This window comes from Pseudovibrio japonicus, from assembly GCF_014651595.1.
GTDB classification, from domain to species: domain Bacteria; phylum Pseudomonadota; class Alphaproteobacteria; order Rhizobiales; family Stappiaceae; genus Pseudovibrio; species Pseudovibrio japonicus.
In genome coordinates this window covers 20,881-35,616 of the sequence record NZ_BMXE01000006.1, presented here as the reverse complement: position 1 = coordinate 35,616, position 14,736 = coordinate 20,881, and the positions used below count along the sequence as shown (strand labels likewise).

The following is a 14,736-nucleotide window of genomic DNA, read 5'->3' as shown; positions in this document are numbered from 1 at the left end:
AATAAAACATATACATAAGATATATGTTTATTAGGTCAGAGAGGTTCCAATGGAAACAGGTCAGCTTCAAATCATTGACGGTAAGGCGGTTAAGGCAAAGAGCGCACAGGCATCGCCTGAAGCGATCAAGCGCAGGCTTAAGCAGCAATCAGCGGTATTGGAAATGGGCATAACGCCTGAGGTGCTGGAAGAGATTGTCGAGGAGTTCTACGCGCGGGTGAAGGCGCATCCGGTCCTGAGGCCGCTCTTTGATGAGCCGATTGACGACCGATGGCCTGAGCATCTGGAGAAGATGAAATCATTCTGGCTGTCGATCGCACTGAATGCCGGGACGTATTCTGGAAAGCCAGTACCCGCGCATCAGGTGTTGAAGACTGTTGAACCGTGGCATTTTGATATCTGGTTGGACCTGTTCCAACGCACCGTTCAGGACATAACCCAGTCCGAAGCAGCAACCGAATTTCTCACAGGCCGGGCCGCGCGCATCGGCAAGACTCTGAAGACCGCTATGTTTCGAGGAGAGGGCGCATGAGAAAGTACTATTTTCTTCTGACATCCCTATGGGCTGGGGTCGTGCTGGGTGGATCTCTGATTGTCGCGCCTGCCAAGTTTCAGGTAGCCTCATTGACGATCCCCCAACTGCTTGAAGTGGGGCGGGCGCAGTTTCAGTGGGTGGGTATCGCCGAAATCATCTTCGCGGCGCTCCTGATCCTGCCGCTTTTCTATCCTCCTATACGTGAGAAGCTTTCTCTGGGTGCGAAATGCTTTCTGTTGGCCGCACTGGCTGCGTTGATTGTTCAGCAAGGCTTCGTCATGCCGCCGCTGAGTGAACGCACACAGTCACTCATTGTTGGCGAACCCGTTGGGTCCAGCTACTTGCATCTGGTGTTCGTGGCAGTCGAAATCCTCAAGATTTCCATGCTTGTAGCTTCCTGTGTCCTACTTAGTTTCAAGGAGAAGTCCGATGCCACTCTCAGATATTAAGCTGCCTGATGGACTTGTAAAATACAGCACAACCAAAGAGTTCTCCGAGGGCTCGTTCCCCAAAGCGTTGGCACGGGATCACTCCACCAAACCCGGCGTCTGGGGCATCCTTTGTGTGAGCGCAGGTACCGTGAAGTTCCACGATGTGGATTCGGATGAGACCCGTGAAGTCGTAGCCGGTGAGAAGCAGGTTATTGTGCCGGAGAGCCTACACAGTGCAAACCCAAGCAAGGACGCAGTTTTCTTCGTAGAATTCTACTCGGCAACCCACAAGGAGAAAGAGTAGGCCGCTGCCAAAGAGGATTAATGACTGAACGGTTCCTGCCATTTGTGGAGGAGCGTGCACACTCGTCACATAGGGTCTGATAGCAATCGCACCTGACGTTTAACCTTCCTGGTTCACAGCTCATGGTCGGTTGTTCCGTATCGTAAGGAAAGCTAGTCTTTCAGGAGGTCAGGTATTTAGAAGTACTGCCGGGTTGCTAATAAAGGTCGCTTCTATTTTACGTTGGCCAGAGCAAGTTAAGCATCAACGCAGGCCGAGCGTTCTATTTTACTTTAAGTGCCAAAATAGAATTGCATAGGCTTAAAAATAAAAAAATAGGAAAGCGTTATGTTCAAACATACTTCTGCAGCGGAGCACGTTCTTGACGTGCGCTTTAGTGATAAAATATCAGCAGGCGATGTTAAAGAATTTGAGGGAATTCTTGCCAAAAAGTTGGAGAAAAATCCGCATCTGCACCTTCTGCTGGATTTTAATGAAGTGACGGATATATCCAAAGATGCAATGGTGGAAGGCTTAGGTGTCGACCTTGAGTTCTTTAGGCATATCAAACAGTTCAGCCGCTGTGCTGTCATCTCCGATAAGGAATGGCCGCAAGCCGTGGCCGGATTTTTTAATAAGGTGTTCCCGGTCATCGATCGTAGGGTTTTTAGCTCTAGCCAAGTTGAGAGCGCCAGAGAGTGGGTTGCGGAAAAGCCTGCAACGACTGGGCAACAAACTCCAGGATTCCGTCGTCTGAACACCACGAACGACAAGCTGTTTGCGTTTGAGATAAACGGCATGATTTCCGCTGAAGAAATGCCAGCCGTTTTAGAAGACCTGAAAACGTTTCTCGATGGTCATGACAAGATATTCCTATTAAACAGGATCAAGCATTTTGGCGGCATAGATCCCGCCATTTTCATGCAAAGCGGATTACTGTCCGCGCGCCTTGCAACCATGCAAAAAGCAGAACGCTATGCCATTGTGGGCCCACCTGAGTGGGTGGAAAAGGTCCTCCACACACTCCCCAAAGACTTCCTCGACATAGAAATCAAATCTTTTAAAGCCGAGGATGAAGACAAAGCCTGGGATTGGCTGGACGCAAAGCCTAAAGAAAATTAAGTCGCGCACTAATGTGCTGCCTCCTACCCAGTAGGTAGCTACCACCCAGAGAGTGCGAACACGAAGCTACCGGCGTTTGGATCATATCTATCTCCGATCGGCTTTGGTCGGGGTGTATGGTGCTGCGCCGTGTTCTTCAATTAACTTGACCCGATGCTGCTTCTGCGACGATCCATTGGCGGAACTGCTCAACTTCAGGTCTGCATTGGGCATTGGGTAATGTCACGATGTGGTAGTGCAGATCTGAGGTAACAGCCTCATCGAAACAGCGCTTTAGTTGTCCGCTGGAAAGCTCATTCGCCACCAGTGACGAGCGAACAAGCGCAAAACCTTCGCTGCGCTTGCAGGCAGCTATCATATCGGAAAAACTATCGAAGACCGGACCATACTCAAACTTAAAACCAGGCGCATACTCATGGAGCGCGACACCATATAACTGCTGAAACCAGCGTTCCCAATCGAGAACAGTGTGCCGGGCGCCTGCATATTGGAGCAAAGGGGCAACTGACAATCCGAGCCATTCAGGTAAGTCCTTGGCCAGTTCTGGGGAGCAGACAGCAAACTCTTCTTCGACAGCAAGCCTAGTCGCGGATAAACCTTTATGACCTGCTCCAAGCCATACCGCGGCATCGATTTTGCCCGAATTGAGGTCAGCACGGCGATACTCAAGGATCATGTTCAAGCTGATCAATGGATACAAATTGAAGAATTTCTCGAGCCGAGGTGCCAGCCACTGCGTGCAAAATTCGGGGGAGGCCGAAACCACGATACGTTGTGTTTTATCTGAGTTCTGGGCCTCTTTGAATGCATCCCAGATGCCGCTCAATCCAGTTTCTACCTTAGGAAGAAGTTTTCTTCCGAGATCGGTAAGCTGGACGTTTGGCCGATTGCGAACAAAGACGGGCGCGCCGATGTGGGTTTCCAACTGCCCTATTTGATGACTAACGGCTGTTTGCGTAAGCCCAAGAGCGTCCGCCGCACGGGTGAAGTTTCCAAACTGGGCGACAGCTAGAAAAGCACGAAGGCACTGGAGAGGAGGGATCGCATTGGTTGGAATGATCATGAAAATCCTTCATAGTACGTTTTGGTAGGTTTCATTTCCATTCGCCCTGTTTGCATGGATATATGAAGTCATGTCTATTCTACATTCAATCTACCTTGCTATGAAAAAATTTGCTGCCGGTCAGTCGCAGGAACCTGTTCAACCACCACCTTCTGAACGCAACGCCCTTCGTCGGGACGTTGGGCTTTCGGAAAGAGACATTCAAACTAAGCGTTGGTGGGAACTCTAAATCGCTATGCGAGAGCGCACACCGGCAAGATGCGAGTTTCTTGACCGGCGTACCCATCCGCCCTCATCTCACATCCGGGAATGCCTGCTGGTTTAACTTCAGGCACTTCTCTCGTAGACGGTCATCGCTTCGTGGAGGTCGTCTTCCTGATCTTTCATCAGATCGGCGAGGGGCTGACGCCAGGATCTTGGCGCGTCTGATCGTTTTATTGGCTTGCCAACTCGCCCCAAAAAGGCAATTTGATCGCCAGTAGTTCCATAAACGCGTTGAATTGAGTTCGCTAGTTTTCTGGCATCTCGGAGAGCCCAACTATCCTTCGTAAAGCGTACATTGTCATCAGCGAGAGCGGAAAATGCGATTGGGCCATAACTTGGCTGAAGTGCCAAACCCTGCGCTTCCGCTGTAAGCCAGAAGCGTTGTAGTGCGCGCCCGGCTCCTATGATTTCTTCGTCTGTTCTTTCAGTTTTGTCGTCTGTCCAGTGCATTGAAAAAAGGGCTGCGCTGTTGAAACCGCGTGAGACATCTAGTTCAAGCGATGCGCTCAACCAGCCTAATAAGTATCGGTTCAGGATACGTGTTCTGGTCCAGGTTTTACTTGCCCAAGGGATCATAGCTGATATCGGCTTGCTGAACCCTACCGATGAGATTGGCAACCCTTTCTCTGGATAGTCATCATCAAAGTGCACGCCCTTTTCTCTCATGACCATGCCTTCATGAATGGAGAAGAAGAGCTTGCTCGCCCTCATATTGGTTGCGATCGCCTGCCACTTAGAACGCCAGTCCTCACGCCAGCGAACCTTTAAGTTGGGCCCGATAGCAGCTTCAAGTCTTTGCTTTTGATCAGAAGATAAGAGTTCGGTTTCGTATGGAAATCGATTTGTCGTGCGCTGTTCAATGTACTCGGAGAGCTCATCTGTAGTTGTGTGATCGCAATCAGTGAACACCATATCGACCTGCGAGAGTTCTCCCTTTCGATGATAAGTATAAGCTGTCGACCAGCCGTATTGTGAAGCTGCGATACTCATAGTCTCTATGAGTGCGCCGATTGCGATTAAAGTCGGTCGGCCTCCGTATTCATAGATAACTTGCTCGGACGGAGGCGTGATGTGTACACGAACGGCGCGTTGGCCTTGCAACTCGAACTTCCAAGGTTGAGCGTTGTCTCCGCTCGGAGCCCATCTTGCTCTATCAAGCACCTTGATGATCTGCGTTGCACCAGACCCAACACTTGATGGGTTTTTAAAAGCACTGGTTGTATTTTGCAGCATGATTGAATCTCGTGAACTAATAAATTAAGGATCCAGTGAGTGTTGCTATGCTCACGGAATAAAATGCTAAATTTAATTCAATTTAATTTTGACGCTCAAAAATGCTCAATGCAATTCTAGCTGCTTATTAAGCTTAACAAGTATTATTAATGGAAGCTGGTTGAGTTGCGTGAGGAGGCGGAAATACGTCCTACAGTGTATCCCTGAGGAGAGCGTCATATCTTTTTGCTCTTCTAGGGCTGTCGCGCAACAAAAGAGGCCTCCAACAGATGCAGCAACCAAGTAGAAGTGTCTTTAAGAGCCGACAATAGGCAAACAGTACGCACCTTGCCGAAGCGCTCTGGCTCTGGAGGTCGAAGGCCCCAATGTACCGCATTCTGTAGGCACGCGACCCAGTGCTTTAGGTGTTTTGTTCCAGTTCGACGGGAACAACGCAGAATTGGCAGCAGGTATGAAGATATGGGTTTTCATTGCAGCCGACCTACTTTCGATTGGTCGTGCTTTGATGCAAACATGAGACACGTTTGAACAATATGCTTGGTACATTTGATTATCCAAGAGTTGGATTTAATTAGCACTCTTAGAAAGTTGATTACATCCTAGGGTTGCGTTAGAAATGCCTAACTGATTCCTACTGGGTTGAAATCACAATGATTAAGATAACTGCACGTGGCTGCATGAATGGCGCATCAATCGAGCGAACGCTTCTTTCTAAGACAGCGCTCGTTGGAAGCTTGGCGGCTCTTTCTCTTCTCAGCACCTCACCAGCGTTTTCTCAGGAAATCGTTACAGAGGATACCACTCTCAGCGGCATAGAAGACACTCTCTATGGAGATGTTGGTGTTGGCTCCCCAGATGGCGCAACGCTGACAATTGACGATGGTAGCAATATCTATGTTGATGGTGGCGTTGCGATTGGCTTCAAAGAAGGTTTTGAAGATGGCGTACCTGCTGGAGACAGGGGCTCTGTTATTGTAAAGGGTCAGGACACTAACGTTGCCGTGTCACGAGAGATCATGCTCGGCTTTGGCGGTGAGGGGACGCTGTCCGTACTTGACGGTGCCGCTGTGGCCGCCGAAGAAACTCTTCTTGGGAAGTTTTCCGGTGGAAGCGGAAATCTCATTGTAGATGGCGTGAACTCGTCTCTTCTTTCTGGAGTGACCTTTTTGGGTGAGGGCGCTGGAACTTTTGGTGAATTGCAAGTCGCCAATGGTGGCACATTCCTCTCGGCCATGGTCGCCGTAGGAGGGCAAGGTGATCAGGGTGCTGGCGGGTCCGGTGAGGTTGCTATCTCAAATAATGGATATGTTGTTTCTATTGCTACCGTAATTGGCGAAGGCACAGGTGCGACAGGAAACGTGACCGTGTCGGGTCCAGGTTCCTCATGGGATTTTGTTACCAAGTATATGGCGTCAGTGATTTCAGGTATTCCTGAAGAAGAAATTGACAACCCACTCTTAGAACAAGAAGGTACTGTGGTTCTGGGCCAGTTTGCCGGCTCCACAGGTAACCTCAACATAACCGAAGGTGGTCGTGTCTCTTCGTTCGACGGTTTCATTGGCGGAAACAAATCAGAATACTATGAAGGTGATGAAACGGGAGGCACGGGAAATGTCTTTGTTTCTGGTGATGGTTCTACTTGGTCAAACTTTGGACGTTTGACAGTTGGCTCTACTGGCACAGGTTCGCTCAAGATCAATGATGGCGGCTCTGTCACAACCTCTGACATGATCATCGGCGACGAAGCGAGCGGCAACGGCAGTGTTTCTGTTTCCGGGGCGGGTTCTAAACTGGACGTGTCTGAACGACTCGCAGTCGGTGGTGGCGGTGAAGGCACCCTAACCATCAGTGACGGTGCCGTTGTTTCTGTTCAAGATGGCATGGGTACGGTAGAACTGGGCGCTAAAGGTACGATTAATATCGGCGCAGCCAAAGGTGATGAAGCCGCAGCGGCTGGCTACCTTCTTGCAAGCGATATCGACTTCACCGAAGCTGGTGGGCTTCTGGTGTTTAACCACACCAGTGACGACTACACATTTGATACAAGCCTGACTGGTGATAATATCAACTTTGAATTTGTCGCTGGTAACACGTCTTTGGGCGGCGACAACAGCACTGTTGAAGCTACCATTGATGCAGGCTCGACTTTGTCCGTGAATGGTGAGTTGGGTGACGTCACAGTTCTCGAAAACGGGGTTCTCGGAGGCTCAGGAACCGTGCAGTCGATTGAGGTTCAAACCGGTGGTCGCGTTGCGCCGGGCAACTCAATCGGAACATTGAGCGCTACCGGAGATACTATCTTTGGTGATGGCACTTTCTACGATGTAGAGATTAAGGAAGACGGTACCTCCGATAAGCTGGAAGTAACAGGCAACGTGACTATTGGTGACGGTGTGACTGTTCGAGTTACGCAAGAAAATATTTCTTACCTGGATAGCAACGGTAATGTAAATTGGGATTTAACTGAGAACTACACTGGTATTGGTAGATTTAACATCCTTTCAGCCGGAGGTGCACTCACAGGTGAATTTGCCAATGTTGAGAGTAATCTTTGGTTTTATGATAGTAGCCTGGCATACGAAACAAACGACGTCTATCTGGAACTTGATCGCAACGAAAAGACATTTTTTGATGCTGCTGATACCTCAAACCAGCAATCGGTTGTTGGGGGGCTAGAAAGCCTTTCTGCAAGCAGCCCACTCAACGGTGCGATACTAGGACTCGCTTCTGAAGCGCAGGTAAGAGACGCCTATGATCAACTATCTGGCGACCTTTATGCGTCGGTCAACAACGTTCTCTTAGAAGACAGCCGTTTCCTACGCTCTGCCGTACTGGAAGAGGGCAACTCTGGTGATCGTCAGGTATGGGCCAAGGCGTACGGTGCATGGGGTAACTGGGACAGCGATGGCAACGCAGCTGGACTTGATCGGAATACCGGGGGCGTCATCTTTGGTGCTGACACACCATTGAATGAAATCTTCAGCGCTGGTCTCACTGCTGGATACGGCCATGCCTCCATTGATGCTGACGGGGCATCATCTGCATCCGTGGATGCTTACCATATTGGCACCTATGCAGGTGCCCGTGCAGGTGGCGCGAATCTGAAAGCAGGGCTTGCGTATACCTATAACCAGATCGAGAGCGACCGGGACGTGCGTATTGGCGCTTTGTCTGAGGAACTGTCTGCCGATTATGACGCGGGTACATTCCAGGTCTTCACTGAGGCTGGCTATGATCTTGAAACCTCCTTTGCAACTGTAACTCCGTTTGCAGGCGCAGCCTACGTGCATGTTCGTAGCGAAGGCTTCACTGAAAGCGGCGGGGATGCTGCGTTGAAAGTGAATTCTGCATCTGAAGGAACTGCAGTTACCAACCTTGGCGTGCGGTTCAACAAAGCGTTTGAGCTCACCTCTGGTAAACTGGCACTGACCGGTTCCGTAGCATGGCAGCACATCTATGATGACGAAGGCTTTACATCTGAGAACGCATTTGATGGCGGCAGAACCTTTAATGTAACCGGCCTTGCTGCAGAGCAGGACAGTGCGGTTCTCAACGCAGGTGTGTCATTCATGTACTCTGAAACTGCACAGATTGGACTGGCCTACGATGGCTTGCTCTCCGGTGATGTCAAAGACCATAGCGTCAAGGCTTCGTTGAACGCGAAGTTCTGATGAGGGCAAGAACAACCCACATATGAAACTCAAACCGCCGGTGCAATTCGCATCGGCGGTTTCATATTTGGTAGCAATATACTCGGTTCAGAACCGGATGAGTTGACGACGAAATGACTTTTGAGGTTGCATAGGACAGACAGTTTAGCTTTGCGCCTCCATCGAGTTTGCTCATAATGTCAATTATGGAACTAAAATGGCAGGCCGACCAAACAACAGCAGCTCGGGGTTCGCCTTAAAGATCTTGGTGGGTACCGACAACCAAACGCGGGGTGTTGGAGTTTGGGAGTGCGTTTGGCTGCCGATGTGGGTGTTTTTGGTGATCCTGGGCCTGATGGCTCTGGGTTGAGCCATGTCAGGCGGTTTGTTGAAAGCGTCTTTCGCAGATGCTGGCCTGCCGCGATAATTCGGTGGTTCAGTGTCGTTGTGATACTGCGGTACCCGACCGATTATCTTCGTAGGTAGATGCGCTTTTCGCCGTGCTTCACATAAGCTGTCGTGCTTTGGCACAGTCTTTTTCTTTGGCATCTTTAACGGCAGGCCAGTCTGCCTCTTTTGCTCGCCTTTTTGGCTGGCTTTGAAAGCTGGCAGGCAGCTTCAAGCAGGGATATCGCAGTCTCCCCCCGATCTAAAGGTAAATGCCTTTAAACGTACCAAGCGAGACCTAACCAGATCCAGAGCGGGGCAGGCACAATGCCCCAGATGAATATGGCGGGCAGATAATTATAGATATTCATGTGTTCCTCCTGATTATTCTCAGATGAACTGGAAAGCGTCTGCGAGTGCAACGAGGCAACCGGCTGGGATGCCCAAAGATACGAAGATACGGACGTGTTTGAGGAAAGACCGCTCTACGGTGCTGGCTTTGGAAGGACCATAATCTCTTCCGTCCAGATAAATGCTCGTGATCATCGTCAGAAACAGCAGGAACCAAAGAACGACGAGACCTTCTGCGATTAAGACAATTGCTGGCAACATAATGAGCCTCCAAAGAACATTACACTCAGAGCGAAAGACTTAAGCTGTAGCCGCGAGGGAGACCTGGAAGGTATTTCCACTGGTGTTCTGCCGATTTATTGAACCAACAGCCCTTGATATTTCTCGCTTTTTACTATGCTTGAGCCCCTCTTGCCTCTAAAGATCTAATTCATAAGTATGTTTAACATGAGTCGCGATAAAAGAAATATTTAATTTATATCTTTGTGGGTATGAGTTGTGGCCAACGTGGTTGATGTGAGGTAATTCACTTATATTTCAATTAGTTAGTACGGTTGTAAAAAAATGTTGATTTCGTTGTTCTGCGCCGCACACTAATATGATATATCCAATTCATATCTTTGGAGGCCCAGTATGCGTTTAAATCAGGCAAGCGATTTCGCTTTGCGACTCGTTATGCAGTGCGCCATGCAACCCGACCTGACTCAACGCATTGAGCAGGTCGTGCAACAGCAAGGCTTTTCCCGTGGCCATATCATGAAGCTGGTCAATCAGCTGTCGCGCGCGGGCATTTTGAAAACCATGCGTGGGCGCGGTGGTGGCTTTAAGCTTGGGCGCCCTGCAACGGACATCAGCGTCGGCGACGTGGTTCGTGCGGTAGAGAGTGATTTTGCAGTGGTAGAGTGTTTGCGCGATGATGACTGCAGCGCAATTAGCTGTTCTTTCCTGCCCACCTGCCGCCTGAAACCACTCATGCAGAAAGCCTCCGGTGCATTCATGGGTGTGCTGGACGACATGACAATTGAACGCGCGGTTTTTGGCCTGCCTTTGCCGGAAGCGTTTGAGGTCAAGTCGGCTTAACTCAGGCTCTAAGTTAAACAGAAGATGTTGGTTTGGCGCAGGGCTGCACAAAGTCCGGCGCCAGATTTCTTTCAGGGCTGCCCTACCCGATCAGCTGCTTTGTTTTCCCGTCAAACAGACAGATCCGCGAGGTATCGATGGAGAAGCGCATACTCTCGCCCGGTTCGCAGGCGAAGAGCGGGGATACACGGGCTTTGGCGGGCTGTCCTGCCAGGCGGATAAGACAGAGCGTATCGGCGCCGGTTGGTTCCACAAGCTCCACGTCGCACTCGATTTCCGGAGCAGAGGACTGGCCGAAGGCGTTGTGGGTGATCATCTCCGGGCGCAGTCCCAGGACGACCTTGCTGCCTTCACGGCCAGCAAGCTGTTCGGTTTCCTGCAAGGGCAAGAAATACTCGATCGGCTGCCCCTTCAACACTGCGGGCAGGATGACGCCAAACTGGTCCTTGCGGCGGGCCAGTTCAACTTCAACAAAGTTCATTGGCGGCGCACCAACGAAGCCAGCCACATACATGTTAGCGGGTGTGCTGTAGATCTGCTGCGGGGTGCCGATTTGCTGGATAACGCCGTCTCTCATGATGGCAATGCGGTCTGCCAGCGTCATGGCTTCGATCTGGTCATGGGTCACATACACCATGGTCGCCTTGAGCGTCTGATGCAGTTTCTTGATCTCCGTGCGCATCTCCCCGCGCAGCTTGGCGTCCAGATTGGAGAGCGGTTCGTCAAACAGGAAGATCTTGGGACGGCGCACAAGGGCCCGTCCCATAGCAACGCGCTGGCGCTGGCCGCCGGACAGTTGGGAGGGCTTGCGAGACAGCAAATGCTCGATTTGAAGCAGGCTGGCGACTTCGCGGACGGCTGCTTTGCGCTCCGCCTTGCTGTACTTGCGCATCTCCAGCCCGAACGCGATATTCCGCTCCACGGTCATATTGGGGTACAGCGCATAGCTTTGGAACACCATGGCGATATCGCGGTTTTTGGGGTGGACATCGTTGACCACTTCGCCATCCAGACGGATGGTACCATCCGCAAGGGGGTCCAGCCCCGCGATGATGTTGAGCAGGGTCGATTTTCCGCAACCGGAGGAGCCAAGCAGAACGAGGAACTCGCCGTCCTTCACATCCAGCGAGATGTCGCGCAGAACTTCTGTTGATCCAAAAGACTTTGATGCATGTTCAATGGATATGGTCGCCATGTGGAAGAATGCCTCTAGCCTTTGACGGCGCCGGCGGTGAGCCCGCGCACGAAGAAACGTCCAGCAATGATGTAAACAACAAGGGTTGGCGCGGCTGCGATAAGCGCTGCGGCCATATCCACGTTGTACTGCTTGACGCTGGTGGTTGAGTTGATGAGATTGTTGAGGGCTACGGTCACCGGCTGGGATCCGCCGGAGGTGAAACTGGCTCCGAACAGGAACTCGTTCCACACCTGCGTGAACTGCCAGATGACGGAGACCACGATGATGGGCAATGCGAGCGGCAGCATGATGTGCCAGAAGATGCGGAAGAACCCTGCCCCGTCCATGGTTGCGGCGCGCACCAGCTCTTGCGGAACAGAGACGTAGTAGTTGCGGAAGAACAGCGTGGTGAAGCTGATGCCGTAGATGGTGTGCACCACAATCAGCCCGGTGATGGAGTTGGCGATGCCCAGATAGCCAAGCGTTTGCGCCATGGGCAGGATGACGATCTGGAACGGAATAAAGCAGCCAAATAACATCAGCGCAAAAATGATGTTGGCCCCGCGAAAGTGGAAGAGCGACAGGGCATAGCCGCTGAGTGCGCCGATCAGGGTTGAGATGACAACTGACGGCACCGACATGATCACCGAGTTCATGAAATAGGGCTGCAGACCATCACACCGCACACCGATGCATGCTTGTGACCATGCCTCGCGCCACGGAGCAAAGTTCATTTCATGTGGCAGGTCGAGCAGCGCTCCGGCGCGGATCTCTGCCAAGTCCTTCAGGGAGGTGGAGAGTACCACATAGATCGGACCCAGATACAGAACCGCAGCGATCAGCAGCAAAGACCAGATGAAGACACGGCCAAGCAGATAGCGTTTGCCGTTGGCGCCGGGGAGTGTTTTCGGTTCAGCCATGGTGTTTTGCCCTCAACTCGGAATAAAGATAGGGCACGATGATTGCGGCAACGGTTGCCAGCATCATCATGGCAGAGGCGGCGCCAAGGCCGATCTGATTGCGCCGGAATGCCATTTCATACATGAAGTTCGCCGGAAGCGTAGAGGAATAGCCCGGCCCGCCATTGGTGAGCGCGACCACAAGGTCAAAGCTCTTGATGGACAGGTGCGCCAGAATAACAAAGGCCGACAGGAACACGGGCCTGAGAGAGGGCAGAATGATGCCGATATAGATGCGTGTGGTGCTGGCGCCGTCCAGATGCGCAGCGCGGATGATGTCTTCATCCACGGTGCGCAGGGCAGACAGGAACAGGGCCATCACAAAGCCTGAAGCCTGCCAGACGGCTGCGATCACCACCACGTAGATTGCCATGTCGCGGTTCACGATCCAGTCGAACTGGAAACTCTCCCACCCCAGCTTTTGCATGTAGCTTTCGATGCCGAGTGATGGATTGAGAATCCATTTCCATGCGGTGCCGGTGACGATGAAACTGATCGCCATGGGGTAGAGATAGATGGTGCGCAGCGCCCCTTCGGCGCGGATGTGCTGATCCAGCAGGACCGCAAGCAGGCATCCGATCATGAGCGCAAAAAGGACGTAGAGGCTGCCGAAGATCAGCAGGTTGTGAAACGCAACATCCCAGCGGTCCATGGCGAACAACCGCGCATATTGCTGAAAGCCCTGAATATCAAAGGACGGCAACATGCGGGAGTCGGTCAGTGAGATGATGCCGGTCCACGCGATAAAGCCGTATACGAAGAAGACAAGGAGTAAGAACGGAGGTGCGACCACCAGCTGCGGCAAATATCGCTGCAATCTGTCAAGAACAGACATCTGCTGCTTGCGCTGCCGGGGGTTGGACATAGGGGCTCTCTTTACTCAAAGGGACTAGCGTTTCTTGATGCCTACGCTTTACCCTGATTGCTTAAGTAAAATCAATCAGCCAGCATAACGGTTTCAGCAAGCCTCCTCACGGCCTCTTGCGAGGACATATCCGTATTGAAATGCTCGGTCACCACATCCAGAAACGCACCGCGTATAGCACCGGACTGTACAAACTCATGGGCAATGGAGCCGACCACCGTACCTCGCGCTTCGTTATGAACAAGGTCTTCGTTCGACTTGAGGGCGCATTCGTCGAAGCCGTCAAGGTTCACGCCCAGTCTGGCTGGAATGGAGCCTTTCAGCAGGTTGAACTCTTTTTGCACGTCTTCATCCAGCAGCATGGAGGCCATCAATTGCTGTCCGGCCTGTTGCTCGGGATCATCCACGGTGAACATGGCAAAGCTGTCGGAGTTGATGATATAGCCGCCTCGGGAGGGCGACGGCACACAGATGAAATCTTCACCCGGTTTCAGACCGGCTGTCAGAAACTCCGCTTTCGCCCAGTCTCCCATGATCTGCATGGCTGCATCGCCGCGCATCACCATGGCGGTGGCAAGGTTCCACTCGCGCCCCGGTGAGCTCGGGTCCACATAAGTACTGAGTTTGCGCATCTGATCAAATACCTTGATCATGGTCTCTGATTGCAGGGCCTCCGGGTCCAGATCCACATAGACCTGCCTGTAAAAGTCCGGACCACCAATTCCCAAAAGCACCACTTCAAAGAGGGTCACGTCCTGCCAGGGTTGCCCGCCATGGGCCAGCGGGATGATGCCCGCTGCCAAAAGCTTGTCCGCGACCTCGTTGAACTCTTCCCACGTTTGTGGTGGGAGGACGCCGACCTGATCCAGTACCTTGGGGTTCGCCCAGATCCAATCCACCCGGTGGATGTTTAGGGGAACGGCCACATACTCCCCTTCAAACTGAGCGGACCGTTTCAGAAGTTCCGGCAGCAATGCATCCCAGTCTTGCTGCTCTGCGATGTCGTTGAGGTCCTCAAGTGCTCCAACCTCGGCCCACTCGCGAATGTTTTGCCCTTTGAGCTGGGCAACGGAAGGTGGTACACCGGCCAGCACACGGGCGCGCAGCACGGCGGCCATGGCGTCGCCTCCCCCGCCCGCAACCGGCGCGTCATCCCAAACTCCGCCGCGTGCCTCAAAGGCGCTCTTGAGGGATTGTGCCGCACGCGCCTCCCCACCTGCAGTCCAAAAATGCAGAACTTCTGCAGTTGGGGCAGCATGTGATGTTATACTACCGAACAAAACAGCAAGTGCAGCCAAGCCAAGGCGCATGCTACCCATTACATTCTCCCGATGGG

Annotated in this window: 13 protein-coding genes; 6 read left to right on the top strand and 7 right to left on the bottom strand. The window is 52.0% G+C overall.

The window, feature by feature from the left end:
- Nucleotides 1-49 precede the first annotated feature (49 nt).
- The 4 genes from IE076_RS15875 to IE076_RS15860 all read left to right on the top strand — a co-directional run bounded on the left by IE076_RS15875 (nt 50) and on the right by IE076_RS15860 (nt 2,371).
- Nucleotides 50-532, top strand: coding sequence for a group III truncated hemoglobin (locus IE076_RS15875; protein WP_189437773.1), 483 nt, complete (start codon nt 50-52; stop codon nt 530-532).
- On the top strand, nt 529-984 hold the full coding sequence (locus IE076_RS15870) for a hypothetical protein (RefSeq protein ID WP_189437772.1): 456 nt from the start codon (nt 529-531) through the stop codon (nt 982-984). The genes IE076_RS15875 and IE076_RS15870 overlap by 4 nt, the downstream gene beginning before the upstream one ends.
- Entirely contained in the window at nt 965-1,270 is a 306-nt protein-coding gene (locus IE076_RS15865; protein WP_189437771.1) for a TehB-like domain-containing protein, read from the top strand. The genes IE076_RS15870 and IE076_RS15865 overlap by 20 nt, the downstream gene beginning before the upstream one ends.
- Before the next feature lie 327 nt (nt 1,271-1,597).
- Complete coding sequence (locus IE076_RS15860) at nt 1,598-2,371, top strand: SpoIIAA family protein (protein WP_189437770.1); 774 nt, start codon at nt 1,598-1,600, stop codon at nt 2,369-2,371.
- A 136-nt stretch (nt 2,372-2,507) separates the two neighbouring features.
- Here IE076_RS15860 and IE076_RS15855 read toward each other — a convergent pair whose 3' ends face one another.
- Both IE076_RS15855 and IE076_RS15850 read right to left on the bottom strand, forming a co-directional pair.
- The gene (locus IE076_RS15855) at nt 2,508-3,434 is read right to left on the bottom strand and encodes a LysR substrate-binding domain-containing protein (protein WP_189437769.1); all 927 of its coding nucleotides are present in this window, start codon (nt 3,432-3,434) and stop codon (nt 2,508-2,510) included.
- A gap of 327 nt (nt 3,435-3,761) precedes the next feature.
- A complete protein-coding gene (locus tag IE076_RS15850) occupies nt 3,762-4,931 on the bottom strand; it encodes a hypothetical protein (protein ID WP_189437768.1) in 1,170 nt (389 codons plus the stop codon).
- A 650-nt stretch (nt 4,932-5,581) separates the two neighbouring features.
- Between IE076_RS15850 and IE076_RS15845 the strand changes: the two genes are divergently transcribed.
- Nucleotides 5,582-8,602, top strand: a complete 3,021-nt coding sequence (locus tag IE076_RS15845) for an autotransporter family protein (protein ID WP_189437767.1) — start codon at nt 5,582-5,584, stop codon at nt 8,600-8,602.
- 756 nt (nt 8,603-9,358) lie between these two features.
- Here the strand turns inward: IE076_RS15845 and IE076_RS15840 are convergent.
- Nucleotides 9,359-9,580, bottom strand: a complete 222-nt coding sequence (locus IE076_RS15840; RefSeq protein ID WP_189437766.1) for a hypothetical protein — start codon at nt 9,578-9,580, stop codon at nt 9,359-9,361.
- 372 nt (nt 9,581-9,952) lie between these two features.
- Between IE076_RS15840 and IE076_RS15835 the strand changes: the two genes are divergently transcribed.
- Nucleotides 9,953-10,399 carry an RrF2 family transcriptional regulator gene (locus tag IE076_RS15835; protein WP_189437765.1) on the top strand — a complete coding sequence of 149 codons (447 nt, stop codon included), beginning with the start codon at nt 9,953-9,955 and terminating at the stop codon, nt 10,397-10,399.
- An 82-nt stretch (nt 10,400-10,481) separates the two neighbouring features.
- On the opposite strand, the gene IE076_RS15830 is transcribed toward IE076_RS15835, so the two are convergent.
- The 4 genes from IE076_RS15830 to IE076_RS15815 form a co-directional block, all read right to left on the bottom strand.
- Nucleotides 10,482-11,594: an ABC transporter ATP-binding protein gene (locus tag IE076_RS15830; protein WP_189437764.1), complete on the bottom strand. Its 1,113-nt coding sequence runs from the start codon at nt 11,592-11,594 to the stop codon at nt 10,482-10,484.
- Nucleotides 11,595-11,608: 14 nt separating this feature from the next.
- Complete coding sequence (locus tag IE076_RS15825) at nt 11,609-12,496, bottom strand: carbohydrate ABC transporter permease (RefSeq protein ID WP_189437763.1); 888 nt, start codon at nt 12,494-12,496, stop codon at nt 11,609-11,611.
- Nucleotides 12,489-13,400: a carbohydrate ABC transporter permease gene (locus tag IE076_RS15820; protein WP_189437762.1), complete on the bottom strand. Its 912-nt coding sequence runs from the start codon at nt 13,398-13,400 to the stop codon at nt 12,489-12,491. Before IE076_RS15820 ends, IE076_RS15825 begins: the two co-directional genes overlap by 8 nt.
- A gap of 71 nt (nt 13,401-13,471) precedes the next feature.
- Nucleotides 13,472-14,719, bottom strand: a complete 1,248-nt coding sequence (locus IE076_RS15815; RefSeq protein ID WP_189437761.1) for an ABC transporter substrate-binding protein — start codon at nt 14,717-14,719, stop codon at nt 13,472-13,474.
- Between the last annotated feature and the right edge of the window lie 17 nt (nt 14,720-14,736).